Raw genomic sequence first — 21,480 nt, 5'->3', positions numbered from 1 at the left:
GATGAAAATCAGGAGCCCATGCGGTAGTTCGGGGATTCCTTGGTGATCGTCACGTCGTGAACGTGGCTTTCCTGGATGCCTGCACCGCTGATACGCACGAATTCCGCTTTGGTACGCAGGGTGTCGATGGTACCACAGCCGGTCAGACCCATACAGGAACGCAGGCCGCCCATCTGCTGGTGAATGATCTCTTTCAGGCGGCCTTTGTAGGCTACGCGGCCTTCGATACCTTCCGGTACCAGTTTGTCAGCCGCGTTATCGCTCTGGAAGTAGCGGTCGGAGGAGCCTTTGGACATCGCGCCCAGGGAGCCCATACCGCGGTAGGATTTGTATGAACGGCCCTGGTAAAGCTCAATTTCGCCCGGGGACTCTTCGGTACCCGCCAGCATCGAGCCCACCATCACCGCCGCTGCGCCCGCGGCAATCGCCTTCGCGATATCGCCGGAGAAGCGGATGCCGCCGTCGGCGATAACCGGGATCCCGGTGCCTTCCAGCGCTTCAACGGCGTCAGAAACGGCGGTAATCTGCGGAACGCCTACGCCGGTAACGATACGCGTGGTGCAGATAGAGCCAGGACCAATCCCGACCTTCACCGCGCTCACGCCGGCTTCAGCCAGCGCGCGTGCGCCGGCGCCGGTCGCCACGTTGCCGCCGATGATTTGCAGGTTCGGATATTTTGCCCGCGTTTCGCGAATGCGCTGCAGAACGCCTTCAGAGTGGCCGTGGGAGGAGTCGATCAGCAGAACGTCAACGCCTGCGGCAACCAGCGCATCAACGCGATCTTCGTTACCGGCACCGGCGCCAACCGCCGCGCCTACGCGCAAACGACCGTGCTCATCTTTACAGGCGTTCGGTTTACGTTCTGCTTTCTGGAAATCTTTAACGGTAATCATGCCGATCAGGTGGAAGCTCTCGTCCACTACCAGCGCTTTCTCAACGCGCTTCTCGTGCATTTTAGCAAACACGACTTCGCGGGTTTCGCCTTCACGCACGGTCACCAGACGCTCTTTCGGAGTCATATAAACGCTAACGGCCTGGTTCATGTCGGTAACGAAGCGCACGTCGCGGCCGGTGATGATCCCGACCAGCTCGTTATCTTCGGTAACCACCGGATAGCCGGCGAAACCGTTGCGCGCGGTCAGCTCTTTCACTTCGCGAAGGGTGGTGGTTGGCAGTACGGTCTGCGGGTCAGACACCACGCCGGACTCATGTTTCTTCACGCGGCGAACTTCTTCCGCCTGGCGCTCGATGGACATGTTTTTATGAATAAAGCCGATGCCGCCTTCCTGTGCGAGGGCAATTGCCAGACGCGCTTCCGTCACGGTATCCATAGCCGCAGAGAGCATAGGAATATTCAGACGAATTGTTTTCGTCAGCTGAGTGCTGAGATCGGCGGTATTCGGCAGAACGGTAGAATGAGCGGGAACGAGGAGAACGTCGTCAAACGTCAGAGCTTCTTTAGCGATACGTAGCATGGGCAATATCTCGACCAGGGTGGATAAATATTGCCGTGGCATTATACAGAGCGTAACCGATTGCATCTACCCTTTTTTGCAAATAATACTTGCTATCGCCTCCCGGCAGGTTACTATCGACTGATTAACCTGCTGATTTAAAGTTTGATCTTGCTCACATGTTACCATCTCAATCCCCCGCAATTTTTACGGTCAGCCGCCTAAACCAGACGGTTCGCCTGCTGCTGGAACAGGAAATGGGCCAGGTTTGGATCAGCGGCGAGATCTCTAATTTCAGCCAGCCCTCTTCCGGTCACTGGTACTTCACCTTAAAAGACGATAACGCCCAGGTGCGCTGTGCGATGTTCCGCAACAGCAACCGCCGCGTCACCTTCCGCCCGCAGCACGGGCAGCAGGTGCTGGTGCGCGCCAATATCACGCTCTACGAGCCGCGCGGCGACTATCAGATCATCGTCGAAAGCATGCAGCCCGCCGGTGAAGGGCTGCTGCAGCAGAAGTACGAACAGCTGAAAGCGCAGCTGGCGGCAGAAGGTCTGTTCGACCAGCAGCACAAGCAGCCGCTCCCCTCCCCGGCCCACTGCGTGGGGGTCATTACCTCTAAAACCGGCGCCGCGCTGCACGATATTTTGCAGGTCCTCAAACGCCGCGATCCCTCTCTGCCGGTTATCGTTTATCCAACGACGGTGCAGGGTGACGACGCGCCGGGGCAGATCGTACGCGCCATCGCGTTAGCCAACCAGCGCCGGGAGTGCGACGTGCTGATCGTCGGCCGCGGCGGCGGTTCGCTGGAAGATCTGTGGAGCTTTAACGATGAGCGGGTGGCGCGGGCGATTTTTGCCAGCCGCATTCCGGTCGTCAGCGCCGTCGGCCATGAAACCGACGTAACGATTGCCGATTTTGTCGCCGACCTGCGGGCGCCTACGCCCTCTGCGGCGGCCGAGATCGTCAGCCGCAACCAGCAGGAGCTGCTGCGCCAGCTGCAGTCCGGGCAGCAGCGTCTGGAAATGGCGATGGACTACTTCCTCGCTAACCGCCATCGCCGGTTTACCCAGCTTTTCCACCGCCTGCAGCAGCAGCATCCGCAGCTGCGCTTAGTGCGCCAGCAGACGGCGCTTGAGCGGCTGCGCCAGCGGATGCGTCTGGCGCTTGATACGCAGATGAAGCGCGCCGATCAGCGCCAGCAGCGCGCCCTTCAGCGCCTGAACGCGCACAATCCGCAGCCGCGTATTCATCGCGGCCAGTCGCGTATCCAGCAGCTGGAGTATCGTCTCGCCGAGAGCATCCGCGCGCGCCTGAGCGAACAGCGCGAGCGTTTCGGCAATACGGTAACCCATCTCGAAGCCGTCAGCCCGCTGGCGACCCTCGCCCGCGGCTATAGCGTCACCTCCGCCAGCGACGGCAGCGTCCTGAAGCAAACGAAGCAGGTGAAGGCGGGCGATCTGCTAACCACCCGCTTAAACGACGGCTGGGTCGAAAGCGAAGTGAAGGCGATCGCGCCGGTCAAAAAAGCGCGCGCTAAGAAGAAATAGCTACGCCTGGTCAGGCAGCGCGAACTCAACGCGCTTCTTCGAAATCAACCCGTGCCCGTGCTGGCAAAAATAATCGATCGCTCCGCAGGCTTTTAAGACCTCCAGCGGTTGGTGGCAATCCGGGCAGCGGGCCTGCAGAGTAAACTCTTTTTCGCAGCTCGCGCAGCGCGCGCTGCCGGCCTGCACCTCCAGCGGCGCGTGGCAGAGAGGGCAATCAGGTTGCTCAGGTTGCATAGTCATTCCTTACGATGTTTTAGTCAGCTCAGCTTAGCACGATACCCATTCAGTGCGGCCCGCGTATTTGCTGCTGAAGCTGCAGCAGCAGCGCCACCTCGTCGATGCGCCGCCGGGTCAGCCGCGCGACCTCATCGGGTGCGCGCACAAACAGGCTGCCCTCGCCGAGAATATGTTCCCCCAGGCAGTGCTCGTAGATCGCACCGGCCCGCCGCCAGCGCTGCACCTGCTCGCCGGCAACGAGCTCAACCACTTCGCTATTCTCACGGCGGTCAAGATCGATCGTCCGCCCGTCGCGCAGCGCTATCCGCATGCCCTTCTGCCCTCCCGCAGGACCGGCATACTTGTTGAGCCAGATATTGAGCGGGACTCCGCTCAGCTCCCCCTGCAGATGCGCCTCCCCTTCCGCAGTTTGCGTATCGCCGGGGGCAATCACCTGGCCCAGACGATCTTTCGCCTGCCGAACCCGAAGGTGGATTCGGTCGTCGCCGCCGCAGGAGCGGATCGTTTCCCGCAGCATCGCCAGCACGTGGGTGCCAATATCAAGGATCACCCCGTCGGGATGCCGCAGCCGGCGCGTATCCGGCCTGCCGGTAGCAAAATTCAGCGCCACCGGGTCACCCCGTTCGTCAAACCCGCTTGGCTCCTGGAGAAAACCGTCAATACGCGCAATATCCTGCGGCGAGAAGAGCAGCGGACGGTCGCCCTGCCCCCCGCTCTCCGGCTGCCAGCGGGCATCCAGCTGGCCCAGCGCCAGCTTCAGCGCTCCGTCACGCGCCATCCAGTGGTCCAGCGCCAGCACCCGGCGGGCGTTTTCCGGCGCGCGCAACAGCGCGCGTAGATGCGCAATCTGCTGCAGGGTCGCGACGATCGGCTTTTCCACCACAATTCGCGGGCAGGAGGAGGCGAGCGCCGCTTCCAGCACCGGAAGATGCTGCAATGAGGCGGTGGTAATAAACAGGATGTCCAGCGGCTTTGCCAGCAGCGCGGCCAGCGAGCCGCAGCGGCTGACGCCCTCAGGCATCCGCTGAGGATCGCTATCAAAACCCCAGCACGCCGCCAGCGGTAGCGCCAGATTTTTCAGCGCCGGCAGCCAGGCCGTCTCCACCACCGCGCCCAGCCCAATAAATCCTGCCTGCATCGTTCCCCACTCCCGTTAGCACAAAGTAATCCGCTGAAATAATAAGGGAATTATGGCGGAACGCCGGGCAGATTGCGCGGTGAATGCTGCGCTCTGCGGCAATAAAAAAACCCGCCAGCGGCGGGTTTATCTCTTACTTTCCTTTCTTGATGTGCTTAATCAAGCGCTTACGCTTACGCATCTGGTTCGGCGTCAGGGTATTGCGTTTGTTGGCAAACGGGTTCTCGCCCTCTTTGAACTGGATACGGATCGGCGTACCCATAACTTCCAGCGATTTGCGGAAGTAGTTCATCAGATAGCGTTTGTAGGAGTCCGGCAGGTCTTTGACCTGGTTGCCGTGGATCACCACGATCGGCGGGTTATAACCACCGGCGTGGGCATATTTCAGCTTCACGCGACGGCCGCGTACCAGCGGCGGCTGATGATCTTCCGCTGCCATGGTCATAATGCGGGTCAGCATCGCCGTGCTCACGCGACGGGTGGCGCTGTCATAGGCTTCGCGTACCGATTCAAACAGGTTGCCGACGCCGCTGCCGTGCAGGGCAGAGATAAAGTGTATGCGGGCGAAATCGATAAAGCCCAGACGGAAATCGAGGGTCTCTTTCACCTGCTCTCTGACTTCCTGACTCAGGCCATCCCACTTGTTGACGACGATCACCAGCGAGCGGCCGCTGTTGAGGATAAAGCCCAGCAGGGAGAGATCCTGATCGGAAATACCTTCCCGCGCATCGATAACCAGCAGCACCACGTTGGCGTCTTCAATCGCCTGCAGCGTTTTGATAACCGAAAACTTTTCTACCACATCGGTAATTTTACCGCGCTTACGTACGCCCGCGGTATCAATCAGCACATATTCGCGCTCATCGCGCTGCATCGGAATGTAAATGCTGTCGCGGGTGGTGCCCGGCATGTCATAGACCACGACGCGATCTTCACCGAGAATACGGTTAGTCAGCGTTGACTTACCGACGTTTGGACGACCAACGATAGCCAGCTTAATCGGCAGATCCTGCGGATTAAAGTCATCCTCCGGCTCTTCCGGCAATTCGCCGTTCTGCTCGGCTTCAAACTGCGCCCAGTAGGCGGCGTCTTCGTCAACTTCTTCCGACGGGTCGATCTCTTCCGCCCACGGCAGCAGCACGTGCTCCAGCAGGCTGGTCACGCCGCGACCGTGCGAGGCGGCGATCGGGTGGATGTCACCGAGGCCCAGCGTCCAGAAGTCGGCAATGGCCTGGTCGGCATCGATGCCGTCAGTTTTGTTCGCCACCAGGAAGGTTGGCTTCTCACGAGAGCGGAGGTGCTTGGCGATCGCCGTATCTGCAGGCATCAGGCCGGCGCGCGCATCAACCATAAACAGCACCACGTCCGCTTCTTCAATCGCCAGCAGCGATTGTTCAGCCATGCGTGTTTCAACGCCGTCTTCCGTGCCATCGATACCGCCGGTATCGATACAGATAAATTCACGTCCTTCTACTTCAGCACGACCGTACTTACGGTCACGAGTCAGCCCCGGAAAATCCGCGACCAGCGCATCACGAGTGCGGGTCAGGCGGTTGAAGAGCGTGGATTTTCCAACGTTAGGGCGCCCGACAAGCGCGACCACAGGTATCATGTTAAATGCCTCATACAAATCACTATGCAGCGTCGTTTTTCAAGACGCTTTTAAAAACAGGAAAACGGCCCCTGTATACCAGGGGCCGTTTCTCAATCCTGACTACCGCGCAACTTAACGCGTAATCGAGTACAGCGTACCGTCCGTTGCCTGGATGAGCAGGCGACCGTCAGCCACGATGGGGTCAGTACGGAAGCCGGAGCTGTCAACCTTCTGCTGAGCCACAAAGTGCCCATCTTCCGGGTTCACCCAGTGCATGTAGCCTTCGCTATCGCCGACGACCAGATTTCCATTATACAACACCGGAGCGGTCAGCAGGCGATGCAGTAAATCGCTTTGCGTCCACAGCGTCACGCCGCCTTCGGTGGTCAACGCCAGCAGGCGATCGTTCTGATCGACCAGGTAGATACGATTGCCGTCAACGATAAAGTCGTTCACCGAGCCAAGCTCGCGTTTCCACATGATCTGGCCGCTGCGCAGATCCAGCGCGGTCAGGTTGCCGTTGTAAGCGAGCGTATACACCACGCCGTTGACGATAACCGGGGTAGTATCAACGTCGTTCAGGCGATCGATTTCAGTCGGGCCGGTAGCCTGAGAGATGCGCTGCTGCCAGATGATCTGACCCTGCTGCATCAGTACCGCGCTAACGCGACCGTTATCGCCGCCAACGATGGCCGCGCCGTAAGCGGTCGCCGGTGCGGATTCACCGCGCAGAGAAAGCGCCGGCATATCCAGGTTGACGGTCCACTTCACCGCGCCGTCGGCTTCGTTCAGCGCCTGCAGCTGGCCGTTGCTGGTGTGCACCAGCACCATGCCGTCGCTGACCACCGGACGAGAAATCGCTTCACCCGCCACGCGGGTCTGCCATGCCACGGTACCGTCGCTGGTATTCAGGGCAAACAGCTGCGCTTTTTCACTGCCGATATAGACGTGGCCGCCGGAGACGGTGACGCCGCCGGAGAGCAGCGCAGGCGCGCGGGAGAACCAGCCGTCTTTTTCGGCCAGGTTCACCGACCAAACCTCTTTCCCGTCGTCAGCGCCCAGCGCTTTAACGGTGCCTTTACGGTCGGCCGCGTACACGACACCATCGGCAAAGGCCGGATGGAGGTTAGAGTAAAATTCGCCGATACCATCGCCAACTGAGGTGCTCCAGGACGTGGACGGCGTAAACTGATTTTCCACCGTCGGCAGTGGCGACATTTTCACCACATCTTCTTCGCTGTTAAACAACGAACAACCGCTCAATAAGGTAACGGAAAGCAGCCCTGGCAAAAGTAATTTACGCAATTGCATCGAGTCCCTCTCAGATGGACAAATTATTTATTTTCATACGCATCATTTCGCTGAGCGCCGGTGAAGCATCGCTTTTCACGCCCGCTTCCCACGCCGCGCGAGCGCCCTGCTTGTCGCCTTTATCCAGCAGAATCTCACCGCGAAGATCGGCAACAATCGCGGTCCAGCCTTCGCCTTTGATCCCCTCAAGGGTCTTCAGCGCCGCATCAGGATTTTTCAGCTGCAGCTGCACGCGAGCAAGACGCATGTTGATAACCGACTTCAGATTATCATCCGGGGCGGCGGCTAATCCCTGCTGGAGCTGCTTTTCAGCGCTCTGCAGATCGTTTTTGTCAACAAAGCGCTGCGCCAGCTCCAGGGAGGCAAACGCCCCGTAGGCATTTTTGCTGTCAGCGGCGAACTTCTGCGCCGAATTCAGCGCTTCGGGCTTGTCCGATTTAAGCGCGGAAATGGCATTCTCATAGGCTAAAGAGGAGTCTCTGGCCGTATCCTGCTGATGAGAGCTCCAGTAGCGCCAGCCAACCAGCGCTCCAATCCCTAAAATCACCCCAACGGCCAGCGCTTTGCCATTTTCGGCAAAGAAACGCTTGAGCGCATCGACCTGATCGTTTTCGTTGTTATACGTTTCCACGCAGTCCTTCTCCTGACTAATGATTCCCGGGAGATTAACCCAGAAGTGTGCGCAAATGCGCGGCAACGCTATCCTGCGTTACGGTAGTTTGCTCACCTGAGCGTAAATCCTTCACTACCACGTTTCCGTCAGCAATTTCTGATTCACCAACCACCAGAGCAATGCGAGCGCCCCACTTATCAGCACGGCCGAACTGTTTCTTAAAGTTGCCGCCGCCGTGGTTGGTCATCAGCTTAACGCCGGGCAGCTCATCGCGAACCCGCTCAGCCAGACGCATCGCTGCGGACTGGGTATCGGTTCCGGAGGCTACCAGGTATATATCGACAACAGGATCGGCTTTAAATTCCGGATTAACGGCCTGGACCAGTAAAACAAGACGTTCCAGCCCCATCGCAAAGCCGACTCCCGGCGTTGCGCGCCCGCCCAGCTGCTCGACCAGACCGTCATAGCGGCCGCCTGCGCAGACGGTTCCCTGCGAGCCGAGGCTGGTGGTTACCCACTCAAACACGGTGCGGTTATAGTAATCGAGCCCGCGCACCAGGCGCTGGTTAACGGTATAGGCGATGCCCGCGTCGTCCAGCAGCGCGCACAGGCCGGCAAAGTGCTGTTTGGACTCTTCATCCAGGTAGTCGCCCAGCGCCGGCGCATCGTTCAGCAACGCCTGCACTTCCGGATTCTTAGAGTCCAGAACGCGCAGCGGATTGGTGTACATGCGGCGTTTGCAGTCTTCGTCGAGCTTATCTTTAAACTGCTCAAGATAGGCGACCAGCGCATCGCGATAGCTGGCGCGCGCTTCCAGCGAACCGATGGAGTTCAGCTCCAGTGCGACGTGCTCAGAGATACCCAGCTCACGCCACCAGCGGGCGGTGAGCATAATCAGCTCGGCGTCGATATCCGGTCCCTGCAGACCAAAGACTTCAACCCCCATCTGATGGAACTGGCGATAGCGGCCCTTCTGCGGACGCTCATGGCGGAACATCGGACCGACGTACCACAGACGCTGTTCTTGATTGTACAGAAGACCATGCTCGATGCCGGCACGTACGCAGCCCGCAGTCCCTTCCGGACGCAGCGTCAGGCTATCGCCGTTGCGGTCCTCAAAGGTGTACATCTCTTTTTCAACCACGTCGGTCACTTCGCCGATCGCGCGCTTGAATAACGGGGTCTGCTCTACAATCGGCAACCGAATTTCGCTGTAACCGTAGCTGCCGAGCACCTGTTTCAGTGAGCCTTCAATGCGCTGCCAGAGAGCGGTCTCGCCCGGCAGATAATCGTTCATGCCACGGATGGCTTGAATGTTCTTTGCCACGTTTATTCTCTTTATATATATACAAAAATGAACCCCGGCGCGTTGCGCCCGCGGGTCCAATCATACACGGGAAGTCTTACGCTGCCCCGGATTATTTCTCTTCAACCTGCTGGACGTCAATACGGCGCGCTTCATCAAGCATCGAGGCTTTCGCACGGATACGCGCTTCCAGCTGATCGATCATATCGTCGTTATCCAGCCGGTCTCTACGCACGCCGTCTTCATACAGGCCGCTCTTCTTATTGCCGCCGGTGACGCCGAGCGTCGAAACCAGCGCTTCGCCTGGGCCATTCACCACGCAGCCGATGATCGAAATATCCATCGGGGTAATGATATCTTCCAGCCGCTGCTCCAGCGCGTTGACGGTCCCGATCACGTCAAACTCCTGACGCGAACAGGTCGGGCAGGCGATGAAGTTGATCCCGCGGGCGCGAATGCGCAGAGACTTCAGGATATCGAACCCAACCTTGATCTCTTCAATCGGATCCGCCGCCAGCGAAACGCGCAGCGTGTCGCCGATCCCTTCGTTAAGCAGCAGGCCGAGGCCGATCGCCGATTTTACCGCGCCGCTACGGGCGCCGCCGGCCTCGGTGATCCCAAGATGCAGAGGCTGATCGATCTGCTTCGCCAGCAGACGATAGGATTCCACCGCGAGGAACACATCCGACGCCTTGACGCTGACCTTGAACTGGTCGAAGTTCAGACGATCGAGATGATCGACGTGGCGCATGGCGGATTCCAGCAGCGCCTGCGGCGTCGGCTCGCCGTACTTTTCCTGCAGATCTTTTTCCAGCGACCCGGCGTTAACGCCGATGCGGATAGGAATATTTTTATCACGGGCGCAGTCAACCACCATGCGAATACGCTCTTCGTTGCCGATGTTTCCCGGGTTAATACGCAGACAATCCACCCCGTACTCCGCCACTTTCAGGGCGATACGGTAGTCAAAGTGGATATCGGCAACCAGCGGTACGTTGACCTGCTGTTTGATGAGCCTGAACGCTTCCGCCGCATCCATCGTCGGAACGGAGACGCGGACAATATCCGCGCCAACGCGCTCAAGGGCTTTGATTTGATTTACGGTCGCGGCCACATCGGTGGTGCGCGTATTGGTCATCGACTGGACGGCGATGGGGGCGCCATCGCCAATCGGCACATTCCCAACGTAAATTCGTTTCGATTTTCTACGTTGAATCGGAGCCTGGTTATGCATGAAAAATCTCCCGCGTTACCCGTCTATTACTGCGCCGGTGATGTTTCGGCATTAAGGGTCAGACGCGCAACCTGGTTAGTTCTGATAAAACGACTCAAATCGACTGGTTTACCCAGATACTGAATCTGTACCGCAGCCGGCGCACCGATTTTCAGCTTATAAGGTGCCTGGCCGCTTAAGTTCAGGTTACCGCCTTTACGTTGCAAACCGCTGAACAGCTTCTTGCCGGTTGCATCGCTCACTTCCAGCCAGCAGTCGGCAGAGAAGTTCAGGACCAGATCCTGAGCCGCAGCGGCTGCGGTCACGTTCGCCTGATCGGTTGGCAGCGGAGAGGCCGGAACCGCAGCGCCTGCTGCGGTATCGACCTGCGCCTGAGACGGAGCAACGACGGCGTTGTTATTAGCCGGCGTCGGTACGGACGCCGCTGGCGCCGGAGCCGGCGCGGCTGAGGTATCCACAGGCGCGCTGTTCGCTACGTCCGGCGCCGTGTTATCGGCACCGTTATCTAAGGGAATGCTCTGGCTGCCGCTGTCGCCCGCATTCAGCTCGGCGGTTGACTGGTCAGCCATCGTGGTAATCTCTTCCTGCTGCGCCTTATGGTCTTGCCACCACCAGGCGCCGCTCAGGCCAATCACCACAAACAGCACCAGCCAGGTGAAGCTCATCAGCCAGCCGTCGCGCTTTTTACGGCGTTTACCCAGAGAGAAGCTCTGCATCGGCGCAACTTTCGCCGCGCGAATAGGCGCCTGTTTTGCCATCATCGGCAGCAGCTCTTCTTCCGGAATATGCACCAGACGCGCATAGGAGCGGATGTAGCCGCGCAGGAAGGTTGAAGCGAGGTCGGCTGGCGCCTTGTCGTCTTCGATATCACGAACCGTGGAAACCTTCAGGCATAAGCGCTCAGCCACCGCTTGCTGGCTGAGTCCGAGTTGTTCGCGGGCATTGCGCAGACGCGTGCCCGTAGTGTTTGCTTCTTGATGATCTTGAGTGGCTTCAGTATTCATTCGACAACTACTGGTACGTGAAATTTAAAGTTCAGCGCCGGTAAACCCCGCGCCGCGAAACATCTGCAAAGCGTCAAACAAACAGTATAAGTCCGTATGGCGAACTATCACAGATACTTATCAATATTGAATGCTAAGCGGTTGTTGTGCCGCTACATACTGCCTCAAAGTCGACAAAAACGCACCGTAATTATTGGCCGAATCAGCCTGGTTCGCCTGCCGGGGAAACATAATGATGCAGCGCGCGTGAAATATTGCGCGCTGCGCATTTGTCAGATCGCTTTCACGTCAATCGTTTCGCCCTGCATACGCTTGCGCAGCGTACGTTTGGTACGGTCGATAACGTCACCGGCAAGCTGTCCGCAGGCGGCGTCGATATCGTCGCCGCGCGTTTTACGCACGATGGTGGTGAAGCCATAATCCATCAGCACCTTGGAGAAACGGTCGATGCGGCTGTTGGAGCTACGGCCATACGGCGCGCCCGGGAACGGGTTCCATGGGATCAGGTTGATCTTGCACGGCGTATTCTTCAGCAGCTCTGCCAGCTCGTGCGCATGCTCGGTGCCGTCGTTGACGTGATCGAGCATGACGTATTCGATGGTCACCCGGCCCTGGTTGGCGTTGGACTTGGAAATATAGCCGCGTACCGAGTTGAGGAAAGTCTCGATGTTGTACTTTTTGTTAATCGGCACGATCTCATCGCGAATCGTATCGTTCGGCGCATGCAGAGAGATGGCCAGCGCGACGTCGATCATATCGCCGAGCTTGTCCAGCGCCGGGACCACGCCGGAAGTGGAGAGCGTCACGCGACGCTTGGAGAGACCAAAACCAAAGTCGTCGAGCATGATTTCCATCGCCGGCACGACGTTGGTCAGGTTCAGCAGCGGCTCGCCCATCCCCATCATCACCACGTTGGTGATCGGACGCTGGCCGGTAATTTTTGCCGCGCCGACGATTTTCGCCGCGCGCCAAACCTGGCCGATAATTTCAGAGACCCGCAGGTTGCGGTTAAAGCCCTGCTGCGCCGTTGAACAGAATTTACACTCTAACGCACAGCCAACCTGAGACGAAACGCACAGCGTCGCGCGATCGTCCTCCGGGATATAAACCGTTTCAACGCGCTGATCGCCGACGGCAATCGCCCATTTGATGGTGCCATCGCTGGAGCGCTGCTCTTCGACGACTTCCGGCGCACGAATTTCCGCGACTTCCTTCAGCTTATTGCGCAGGACCTTGTTGATATCGGTCATATCATCAAAGTCATCGCTGCAGTAGTGATACATCCATTTCATCACCTGATCGGCGCGGAAGGGCTTCTCGCCCATGTTTTTGAAAAACTCGCGCAGCTGCTGACGATTCAGATCCAGCAGGTTAATTTTGGCATCTTTGTTCGGCACCGTCAGAGCGGCGTTATCAGGCGTGACAATATGTTCAGACATAATCTATTCCGGCCTCGTTGTTACACGTTATGGCCCCAGGTGGGTTGAAAAAAAGAAGCGCCCCAATGAACGAGTGCTCGTCCAGGGGCGCTGCATTGTACAAAGTCTGGTGTATCAATACCACGTTTGCACGCGGCAATGATGAAAAAATCTGTTGCTGCGTACTCAATCCTCTATGGCTTTTCGAATGTCGCAAGGCGGCAAGCAAGTAAATCCCCGGGAGCATAGATAGCTATGTGACCGGGGTGAACGCGCGCAGCCAACGCCGCGACGGTCGAAAAGACGACGAGGATTAACGGGTGCGCGGGCAAACCTCGCCTTCGGCGAAGAAGAACGCGATTTCGCGGGCAGCGGATTCAACGGAGTCGGAACCGTGGGTGCCGTTCTCGGTGAAGCTGTCAGCGTAGTCTGCACGCAGGGTGCCGGCCAGCGCGTTGTCCGGGTTAGTTGCGCCCAGCAGGTCACGGTGACGCTGCACGGCATTTTCGCTTTCCAGAACGGATACGACGATCGGGCCGGAAGTCATGAACTCAACCAGACCGTCAAAGAACGGGCGACCTTCGTGCTCGGCGTAGAAACCGCGAGCCTGCTCAACGGTCAGGTGCAGCATTTTGGTGCCAACGATTTTAAACCCTGCAGCTTCGAAGCGAGAAAAGATGCCGCCAATAACGTTTTTTGCCACCGCGTTTGGTTTAATGATGGAAAAAGTACGTTCAATAGCCATGATTACCTCTAATAAAATTTTATGTTGTTGGGCATACGATCGTATGGCCTGGCGCGCATTATAAAGAGCAACTCAGGCGCTGCCTATGGATGAAGGTAACATTTTGTTAAAATAAGACGAGTTTTAGCAACACAAACCGCAGGGCCTTATCTCTCCGACTTATTGCAGAGTGAAATTCGCCGCCGCAACCTGCCCCGCCTCATCCATCACCACCAGCTGATAGCTATCCAACCGCTCCAGCGTCAGGCTCGCACCGACCCCCGCCGCGTCCAGCGGCTCGCCGTTAAGAAACCACCAGCGTCGCCCCGATCCGCCGGTGGTCTGCAGCGGCACCACCACCCGCGCCGCGCCGGGTAAACGTTTAATGACCGCGCCATCGCGAATGCCGGAAAGCACCAGCGGCGCGGCATCGGCGGCCTGCGGCGGAGGACACTGTGCCGATGCCGGGCCCAGTCTCGCCCGCCGGCGTTCGTTTGCCGGCAGCCACGGCTCCAGCGGCAGCGGCCAGACGTCGACGTTTTTCTCCATCGCCCCCGGACAATCCGCCGCCACCCGCAGCCCTTGCTTATCTACCCATACCGGGAAACGGATACCGCGCACGCCCTCCTGGCCCGGCAGCAGCAGCGTTGGCGGCTGGCTATCGTCGAGCAGCCAGGTGGCCAGCCGACGTCGACAGTTGGCGTCTCCCGCCGGCAGGCTCTGCCCGCCGGGCCAGCAGATGGTGGCGGCCCTCACCGACGACGGGCGCGGATCGGCGGGCAGCCCGTCGCGGCCGGTCGTCGGCCGCGCCAGCAGCATATTGTTGACCTGATTGAGCAGCGGTACCGCGCTGGCGAAGCCAAACTGCCCAACTACCGGCGTTCCGTCAGGCCGTCCGGTCCAGATCCCGATAAGATAGCGGGCGTTAACGCCAATCGCCCAGGCGTCGCGATAGCCGTAGCTGGTGCCGGTTTTCCACGCCAGCGGCACCACCTGAACCAGCGAATCGTCGGGTACCGGCTGGGATTCACCGGCCAGGATGCGCCGCACTATCCACGCCGCCCCTGGCGACAGCAGCGGCCGCTCCACCAGCGGCGCGTCCGGCGTCATCCGCAGCCGACCCGCCCTGCCGTGACGGGCAAACGCGCTATACGCCGCCACGATATCCGCCAGCCGGGCTCCGGCGCCGCCAAGGATCAGCGACAGATTGGGCTCGGCGCCCGCCGGCAGCATCAGCGGCAGGCCGGCGTTGCGCAGCGTGGCGGCAAACCGTTTTGGCCCGTAGGCTTCCAGCACCTGCACTGCCGGCAGGTTCAGAGAGCGCACCAGCGCATCGCTGGCGCTGACCGGGCCATGAAAGCCGCTGTCGAAGTTACCGGGCCGATAATCGCTGAACCGTCGCGGGACGTCCTGCAGTAGAGAGGCCGGATGAATCAGCCCCTCGTCGAGCGCCATGCCGTAGACAAACGGCTTCAACACGGAGCCCGGAGAGCGGATCGCCGACACCATATCGATGTGCCCGAAGCGGCTGTCGTCGCTAATATCCGCCGATCCGACCCAGCCCCGAACGCGCATATCGGTATGATCGACGACGACGATCGCCAGCGAGCTGCGCGGCGGCAGGCGCGATTTCCAGTTAAGGGCTAAATCCTCCAGCTGGCGCTGCAGACCGGCATCGAGGGTCGTCACCACCTTGTCTTCGCCGCTGCTGGCCAGCATCCGCCGGGAAAAAAGCGGCGCCAGCTGCGGCATCTGCCGGGGGAACAGCCATACCGGCTCTTCCACGGCCTCGCGCACCGTCTTCTCCGACCACACGCCCTGGGTTTGCATACGCGCCAGCACTTTATCGCGCGCCGCCTGAGCCCGCTGCGGCCAGCGATCCGGACGCAGGCGGCTCGGCGCCTGCGGCAGCACCGCCAGCAGGGCCGCCTCACCGTAGCTGAGCCGGGCCGGCGGTTTCCCGAGGTAAGCCCAGCTGGCGGCGCCGATCCCCTGCAGCGTGCCGCCGAACGGGGCGCGGTTGAGGTACAGGGTCAGGATCTCGCTTTTCGACAGATGCCACTCCAGCTGCAGCGCGCGCCACAGCTGGCGCAGCTTGCCGCCGAAGGTTCGGGGATGAGGGTCGAGCAGCCGCGCAACCTGCATGGTCAGCGTGCTGCCGCCTGAGATGACGCGCCCGGAGGTGAGGTCCTGCCAGGCCGCGCGGGCAATGGCCAGCGGATTTACGCCGGGATGATCCCAGAACCAGCGGTCCTCATACTGGATCAGGGCCTGTAGATAGCGCGGCGACACGTCATCGAGGGTCACCGGATAGCGCCAGACGCCCTGCTTATCGGCAAAGCGCCACAGCGGCGTACCGTCCTGCGCCACCACCACCCGGGCCGGAGCCACCTCGTGCAGCGGCAGGGGCCACAGGCGATCCGCCGCCAGCAGCGCCAGCCACAGCAGAAACGGCGTCGCCGCCAGCCATCGCCAGCGGCGCCTTATCTTCACCAACCGCCGCATTTACGGGGTAACGTTCAGCGGACCGCTGGCCGTGCCGGTTGCCCGCCACTGCGGAACGTACATCGATTCCACCTGCGGCTGCGGCACCTGATAGGTCCCGGGCGTCACCGCCCGCGCCAGGTAGACCAGCGTCACCGGCTGCCCTTCGTTTACCGCTACCGCGGCGACAAAGCGATCGTCGCGGAATTCGATATGCTGAATATCCGCCTGCTGCATCTGATTGAGCAGGTTCTGCACCGCCTCGCCGTTCTCCTGCAGGCTGGCGCTGCTGTTTGCCAGGTTCTGGTTTTCCAGCTCAAGCCCGGCAGGCAGCAGATCGACGACCAGCGCATCCGGCACGTTGCGCGTCGCGGTAATTTCCAGCTTCACCAGCACCAGCTCACCGCTGCGCAGCGAGGTCAGCGATTTTTGCTGGCCGCGGGTGTCGAAGACCTGCCGTTCAATACCCAGCACGTTGCCCGCAGGCTGCGGGGCGCTAAGCGGATAGCCGCTGCTGTCAAGACGCAGCCAGAGCGGCTGGCTGCCGGTATTGCTGACCTGCAGCGCCGTCAGCTGGTCGCCGGTCAGGTTACGGGTCTGCGCCTTATCCGCCGCCAGCGGCTGCGCCTGCAGCGAGGTTTGCGCCTGCCAGCTGCCGGGAAGATCCTGCAGCGTGCGGCCGGCAAGGAACAGGGCGTTGGTCTCCTGAGTAGAGAGCCAGCGCTGGCCGTAGGCCTCATCGGCCAGGCTGCTCAGCAGCGCGTTTTGCGCCTCCGGCAGCAGCTTATTCTCCTCCAGCAGGGCCAGCTTCAGGGCATCATCGCGCAGCGCACTGCCGTAATCCCCCAGCCAGCGATCCCGGTCCTGACGCGGCGTGGTCATCGCCAGCTTCAGCGCCTGCTCGCCGCGCGGCGCGTCGCCCATCGCCTTCAGCGCAATGCCGAGCTGCAGCAGCGGCAGGCCGGAACGCGCCTGCTCGTGGCGGGTCCAGATTTCACGCAGCGCGCCAAGCGGCGCCTTTTGCTGACGAGCCAGCACCAGAGCGGCGTAGGCCTGGGCGGCAAAGCGGCTGGCCGGCGCGTCGTCGCTGTAGCGCACGGTCATCAGCCCCGGCTCCTGCAGATAGCGCAGCAGGCGCTGGTTGCCGTTATTGATAGCGTTGGCCGGCACGCTGTAGCCCTGCTCGCCCGCCCGCACCAGGAAGTCCATGGCGTAGGCGGTGAGCCAGTACTCCTCCGGACCGTTTTTATCCCATAGCGCAAAGCCGCCGTCGTCGCGCTGCATTTGCAGCAGGCGCGCAATGCCGATATCCACCGCCGCGCGGCGTTTTTCATCGCTGTCGCCGGTAATACCCAGCGTTTTCAGCTGCGCCGCGCTGGTGTAGAGCGACGGGAACAATCCGCTGGCGGTCTGTTCCAGGCAGCCGTAAGGATAGGCTTTCAGCTCGCGAATATAGCGGGCCAGATTGAGCGGCGGCTTGCCGCTGAACACCAGCTGCCCCTGCAGGGTCGCCGGCGAGAAGCCGAGCGTTTGCTCCGCCGGCGCCTGCCAGCTTTCGCCAGGCTGCAGCACCGCGCCAGCGTTAACCGTCCGCGCCGGGAAGGCCGGACGGACGCCAATTTTCCACTGCTTCTGCATCGGGGCGAAGGTCTCCCCCGGCAGGTTCAGGCCGCTGATGGTCGCGCTGAGCTGGCCGTCGCCAAACCCCTCTTTAGCGCTCACCGGCACAAACAGGGTGCGGCGCGCGCCCGGCGCCAGCTGAACCGGCGCGATTTCCGGCTGCGCAAGCTGCAGCAGGCCACCGGCGCTCAGCGCGACGTTCAGGGTTTGCGGCCTGTCGGTCAGGTTGCTGAGATCCAGCGCCAGGCGCGTAGTATCGCCGCTGGCGAGGAAGCGCGGCGTATTCAGCTCGGCAATCACCGGCGCGGCGACCACCACTTTGTCTTCGCTGCTGCCAAAATCATCGGCGGTCCACGCCTGGGCCATCACCCGCAGCTCGCCGTTAAAATCACCGATCGGCAGCGTCACGGTGCCTTCGCCCTTGTCATCGAGCGCCACCGGCTGGGCCTGCTGGGCAACGATCGTCACGTGATTGACCGGCGGCTTACCGCCGCGCTTGAGCTCGTCGCCGTCGCCGCCGAAGCGCAGGCTCGCCAGCCGTCCCTGGCCCTCAATCACCTGGCCGTAGATATCGTAAATATCCGCCCCGTAGCGCTTCTGGCCAAAAAAGGCGTTCCACGGGTCCGGCGTCGCGTAGTCGGTAATGTTCAGCACGCCGCTATCAACGGCCGAGAGCAGGACATTCACCTGCTTCGGCGTCTCGCCCTCTTTAACGCTGGCTTTCACTTTTACCGTCAGCGGCCGGTTGGGACGCATTTTTTCCGGCGCATCCAGCGCCAGGGTCAGTCGGCGGTTTTCATCGCCGAGCGGCAGATGCAGCAGCCCCACCGCCCGTTTCGGCGTCGCGGAGCGCGATTTGTCGCCGGGGCGAATCACCAGCGTGCTGAGGTAGAGGTCATGGCGGTTCCAGGCTTTATCGACCGGGATCGACAGATCCATCCCCGCGGCCGGAACGTCAATTTCCTGCCACCACAGCGGGCCTTCGCTGGACTCAACCATCGCATAGCCTTTGCCTGCCGCCGGCGCGGCGATATGCAGCTTAATGGTGTCGCCGGGCCTGTAGGCCGGTTTATCCAGCTTCATGGTGACCCGGTCAGGACGCGCGGCCCCCGCGCCGTCGCTGTTATCCTGCCAGCTGTAGCCGGCCCAGAAGCGCACGCTGCTGACCGCGCCCTCCGGGTCCTCCACCTCCAGCCGGTAAGAGCCCCACTCCACCGGGAAGCTGATCTTCGCCGTTTGTCCGGCCTGCAGATCCAGCGACTCTTCGCTCTCCTGCAAATCTTTCTGGTCGAACTGCGACTGCCAGCCTTCGCTATCCGACCAGTTCCAGTAGTAGTCGCGGCGTTCGCGAATGAGGCGCACCTGCAGTCCGGAGACCGCTTTTTTGTCTCCGGCGGCATCGGCATAGACAATCTCGAATCCGGCGGTGCTGTTTTCATCCACCACCGGCTGCTTCACCGTGCTGTCGGTCCGGTAGTCATACACGTCTTTCAGGGTGAATTCAGGACGGATGCCCGGCAGGGCATCGGCAGGCCAGATAGCCTGCTGCACGGTGCGGGTCACGGGACGACCGCCGGACTCCAGCAGGCTGGCTTGTAAAATCACCTGCAGCGGCGAATGGCTATCCTGCCACTGGCTGGCGGTGGTCACTTCCCCGTGGCCTTTTTCGTCCAGCGTCATCTGTACTTCATCGAGGCTGCGGGAGAGGTTTTCCTCGGCAATATCGCCGAACTGGAAGCCCGGCAGCGCGGCGACCGCATCGCGCAGCGGACGCAGGAACAGTTTCCCCTGCAGCTGGTTGCCGCTGGCAGGCGCGCCGTATAAATAGGCCCCGGCGACGGCAAAGGTCACGTCGGCGTTCGGCGCAACGGCAGCCTTTTGCGCGCTCAGGTTCAGCGCCATACGCTCGGGCATGAAGTCTTCAACGTGGAAGTCCCACTCGCGCGGCTGATTGTCGCCGGTGCTGGCGCGGATATGCCACATGCCGGTCGGTGCGCCGGCGTCAAGCGGCCAGGTAAACTGATACAGGCCGTTCACCGGCTGGCTCATCCGGGAGCTAATCACCTGGCCGTCCGGCTGAACCACCTCGAGCTTCACCGGCTGCTCGGCCAGCGGCCTGCCGTCGCCGTCGCGCAGCAGCGCGTTGAGGATCACCGTCTCCCCAGGGCGGTAGAGATCCCGAGGGCCAAACATAAAGAACTGCTTGCTAAAGCCGGGGGCTCCGGCAATGGCGAACTCCGCCAGATCCAGCGCGGGCAGCTTGAGATCCAGCAGGGTGGTTTGCCCCTCTTTGCGCGCCAGCAGCAGCGCGGCCTCTTTATCGGTTTGCAGCGTCACGTGGCCCTGGCCGTCGCTTTTGGCCTGCGCCAGCGTCTGTCCTTGGGCATTGAGCAGCTGAACCTCGATACCGGACTGCGCGGCGCCGTTTTCGAGGCTTTGGGTGAAGACGTCCAGCCGGTTGTGGTAGCGATGCGCCGAGACGCCGATATCGCTGAGGGTAAACAACGTCGCGGCGTTGCTGTAGCTATAGTGGCCCGCCTGGTTCATCACCGCCACGTAGACGCCCGGCTGCTGCAGCGGTTTGATATCCGCCAGCGGCAGCAGCAGCTTTTCCCGCGTATTGCGCGCCGGGTTGAGGTCAAAACGCCCGCTGTAGACCAGGTCGGCCATTTTCAGCAGCTCGTCGGACTCCCAGTTGCTTAGCGAATTCCGGTACTCCCACTGGCTGACGAAGGCGGACAGCGATTCGGGCTTGATGCGAAAGAAGTTAACGTCGACGTTATCGACGTTCAGGGCCATCACCGGCAGCCCGGCCACCACTTTGCCCGGCAGCAGCGAGCCCCGGCTGGCAAAGCCGATGCTGGGGGCGACGTCGCGGGTGGCGATGGTTTTTTCAAAAGAGGTGCCGAAGGTCGCGGTATTCAGCGCGGTCAGCGTAGGGTCAACGGAGACAATCAGGTCGCGTTTCGGCTCAAGATGGCGCAGGCGCAGCTCTTTCAGGTTCGGCGCCAGCTCCCAGGCGCCGTCAACCTTCCCGCTTTTTTTATCGACGAGGTGTACGCTGCGGGAGAAATCCTGATCCGGCTGCAGCGGAATGGAGAAGGTCAGGACCAGCGTCGCCGCCCCGTCCAGCTGGACCTCCGAGGCGTCGAGCAGCGTCAGCGCCTTGCCTTTACTTTTCTCCGCCAGCTTAGCGAGCTGGGCGGCGTCCGGCTTCGCCGCGCTCTGCTTATCCGCAGAAGAAGATGCGGCTGGCGCAGCGGTCTGAGTTTTGCCGCCGTCGTCGCAGCCGGCAAGTGAAAGCGCGGTAAGCAGCGCCAGAGATAGCGTCGCTAAACGAAATGGTTTCATCCTTTAACCCCTCGGCCCAACGGCCTGATATCTGTAGTGAACATATTATTATGCGTCAACCGCGGATTTACCAGTTGCTTATAATATCCGCAGCGCGTCGACGGCCTGATTTTGCCGATGATATAATTTCAGCGATAGGTTTTACCCGGCAGATGAGAATAATAACGACAGCGTATTTGCGTCCGGGCAGCGAGAAAGATTACAACAAACCTCGCGCAATGAATATAAAACATGCCGCAGAGCGCAATTAAAAATAAGAGAGACTGATAATACACGGGCTTAATTATAATGTGAAAGCGCATACTTCCTTCCGGCTTAATTCTGAAATTAACATTAGCCCCCACCTATAAATTGACAACACGCCTGTTTTCTCATACTTGAACGCTATACCGTGATATTTCATGCAGCCCTTACCTTAGCGGCGGTCGTCCATTCTCATCTT

At 60.5% G+C, this 21,480-nt stretch carries 14 protein-coding genes; 1 reads left to right on the top strand and 13 read right to left on the bottom strand.

Annotated elements, in window-relative coordinates; translation table 11 throughout:
• Window positions 1-8 precede the first annotated feature (8 nt).
• Complete coding sequence (gene guaB, locus EDF75_RS24520) at window positions 9-1,475, bottom strand: IMP dehydrogenase (RefSeq protein ID WP_041146702.1); 1,467 nt, start codon at window positions 1,473-1,475, stop codon at window positions 9-11.
• 158 nt (window positions 1,476-1,633) lie between these two features.
• On the opposite strand from guaB, the gene xseA reads away from it, so the two are divergent.
• Window positions 1,634-3,004, top strand: a complete 1,371-nt coding sequence (xseA, locus tag EDF75_RS24515; RefSeq protein WP_133601187.1) for an exodeoxyribonuclease VII large subunit — start codon at window positions 1,634-1,636, stop codon at window positions 3,002-3,004.
• Here the strand turns inward: xseA and EDF75_RS24510 are convergent, their stop codons facing one another.
• The 12 genes from EDF75_RS24510 to EDF75_RS24455 form a co-directional block, all read right to left on the bottom strand.
• Entirely contained in the window at window positions 3,005-3,238 is a 234-nt protein-coding gene (locus tag EDF75_RS24510) for a zinc ribbon domain-containing protein (RefSeq protein WP_133601186.1), read from the bottom strand. It abuts the gene before it with no gap.
• A 49-nt stretch (window positions 3,239-3,287) separates the two neighbouring features.
• Window positions 3,288-4,379 (bottom strand): Gfo/Idh/MocA family oxidoreductase, encoded by a 1,092-nt coding sequence (locus EDF75_RS24505; protein WP_133601185.1) that lies wholly within the window; start codon window positions 4,377-4,379, stop codon window positions 3,288-3,290.
• A 133-nt stretch (window positions 4,380-4,512) separates the two neighbouring features.
• Complete coding sequence (gene der / locus EDF75_RS24500) at window positions 4,513-5,991, bottom strand: ribosome biogenesis GTPase Der (protein WP_133601184.1); 1,479 nt, start codon at window positions 5,989-5,991, stop codon at window positions 4,513-4,515.
• A gap of 114 nt (window positions 5,992-6,105) precedes the next feature.
• Complete coding sequence (bamB, locus tag EDF75_RS24495; protein WP_133601183.1) at window positions 6,106-7,284, bottom strand: outer membrane protein assembly factor BamB; 1,179 nt, start codon at window positions 7,282-7,284, stop codon at window positions 6,106-6,108.
• Between the two features lie 10 nt (window positions 7,285-7,294).
• Window positions 7,295-7,915, bottom strand: coding sequence for a YfgM family protein (locus EDF75_RS24490; protein ID WP_133601182.1), 621 nt, complete (start codon window positions 7,913-7,915; stop codon window positions 7,295-7,297).
• A 34-nt stretch (window positions 7,916-7,949) separates the two neighbouring features.
• Entirely contained in the window at window positions 7,950-9,224 is a 1,275-nt protein-coding gene (hisS, locus tag EDF75_RS24485; RefSeq protein WP_133601181.1) for a histidine--tRNA ligase, read from the bottom strand.
• A gap of 91 nt (window positions 9,225-9,315) precedes the next feature.
• Window positions 9,316-10,437: a flavodoxin-dependent (E)-4-hydroxy-3-methylbut-2-enyl-diphosphate synthase gene (gene ispG / locus EDF75_RS24480; RefSeq protein ID WP_128877443.1), complete on the bottom strand. Its 1,122-nt coding sequence runs from the start codon at window positions 10,435-10,437 to the stop codon at window positions 9,316-9,318.
• Between the two features lie 26 nt (window positions 10,438-10,463).
• Complete coding sequence (rodZ, locus tag EDF75_RS24475; protein WP_133601180.1) at window positions 10,464-11,441, bottom strand: cytoskeleton protein RodZ; 978 nt, start codon at window positions 11,439-11,441, stop codon at window positions 10,464-10,466.
• A gap of 272 nt (window positions 11,442-11,713) precedes the next feature.
• Window positions 11,714-12,880: a dual-specificity RNA methyltransferase RlmN gene (gene rlmN / locus EDF75_RS24470; RefSeq protein WP_045856312.1), complete on the bottom strand. Its 1,167-nt coding sequence runs from the start codon at window positions 12,878-12,880 to the stop codon at window positions 11,714-11,716.
• Between the two features lie 292 nt (window positions 12,881-13,172).
• A complete protein-coding gene (gene ndk, locus EDF75_RS24465; protein WP_041146713.1) occupies window positions 13,173-13,604 on the bottom strand; it encodes a nucleoside-diphosphate kinase in 432 nt (143 codons plus the stop codon).
• A 159-nt stretch (window positions 13,605-13,763) separates the two neighbouring features.
• Window positions 13,764-16,088 (bottom strand): peptidoglycan glycosyltransferase PbpC, encoded by a 2,325-nt coding sequence (gene pbpC, locus EDF75_RS24460; protein WP_133601179.1) that lies wholly within the window; start codon window positions 16,086-16,088, stop codon window positions 13,764-13,766.
• Window positions 16,089-21,038: an alpha-2-macroglobulin family protein gene (locus tag EDF75_RS24455; RefSeq protein ID WP_133601178.1), complete on the bottom strand. Its 4,950-nt coding sequence runs from the start codon at window positions 21,036-21,038 to the stop codon at window positions 16,089-16,091.
• Window positions 21,039-21,480: the final 442 nt, after the last annotated feature.

The sequence above is a fragment of the Klebsiella sp. BIGb0149 genome (assembly GCF_004362605.1).
Taxonomy (GTDB): domain Bacteria; phylum Pseudomonadota; class Gammaproteobacteria; order Enterobacterales; family Enterobacteriaceae; genus Klebsiella; species Klebsiella terrigena.
This window is presented reverse-complemented; position numbering and strand designations above follow the sequence as displayed.

Bases quoted from the DNA above. Each gene is read 5' to 3' on its own strand.
- rlmN (WP_045856312.1), bottom strand. From the start codon at position 12,880: ATGTCTGAACATATTGTCACGCCTGATAACGCCGCTCTGACGGTGCCG.
- der (WP_133601184.1), bottom strand. From the start codon at position 5,991: ATGATACCTGTGGTCGCGCTTGTCGGGCGCCCTAACGTTGGAAAATCC.
- guaB (WP_041146702.1), bottom strand. From the start codon at position 1,475: ATGCTACGTATCGCTAAAGAAGCTCTGACGTTTGACGACGTTCTCCTC.
- EDF75_RS24510 (WP_133601186.1), bottom strand. From the start codon at position 3,238: ATGCAACCTGAGCAACCTGATTGCCCTCTCTGCCACGCGCCGCTGGAG.
- rodZ (WP_133601180.1), bottom strand. From the start codon at position 11,441: ATGAATACTGAAGCCACTCAAGATCATCAAGAAGCAAACACTACGGGC.
- xseA (WP_133601187.1), top strand. From the start codon at position 1,634: ATGTTACCATCTCAATCCCCCGCAATTTTTACGGTCAGCCGCCTAAAC.
- EDF75_RS24455 (WP_133601178.1), bottom strand. From the start codon at position 21,038: ATGAAACCATTTCGTTTAGCGACGCTATCTCTGGCGCTGCTTACCGCG.
- EDF75_RS24505 (WP_133601185.1), bottom strand. From the start codon at position 4,379: ATGCAGGCAGGATTTATTGGGCTGGGCGCGGTGGTGGAGACGGCCTGG.
- pbpC (WP_133601179.1), bottom strand. From the start codon at position 16,088: ATGCGGCGGTTGGTGAAGATAAGGCGCCGCTGGCGATGGCTGGCGGCG.
- ndk (WP_041146713.1), bottom strand. From the start codon at position 13,604: ATGGCTATTGAACGTACTTTTTCCATCATTAAACCAAACGCGGTGGCA.
- ispG (WP_128877443.1), bottom strand. From the start codon at position 10,437: ATGCATAACCAGGCTCCGATTCAACGTAGAAAATCGAAACGAATTTAC.
- bamB (WP_133601183.1), bottom strand. From the start codon at position 7,284: ATGCAATTGCGTAAATTACTTTTGCCAGGGCTGCTTTCCGTTACCTTA.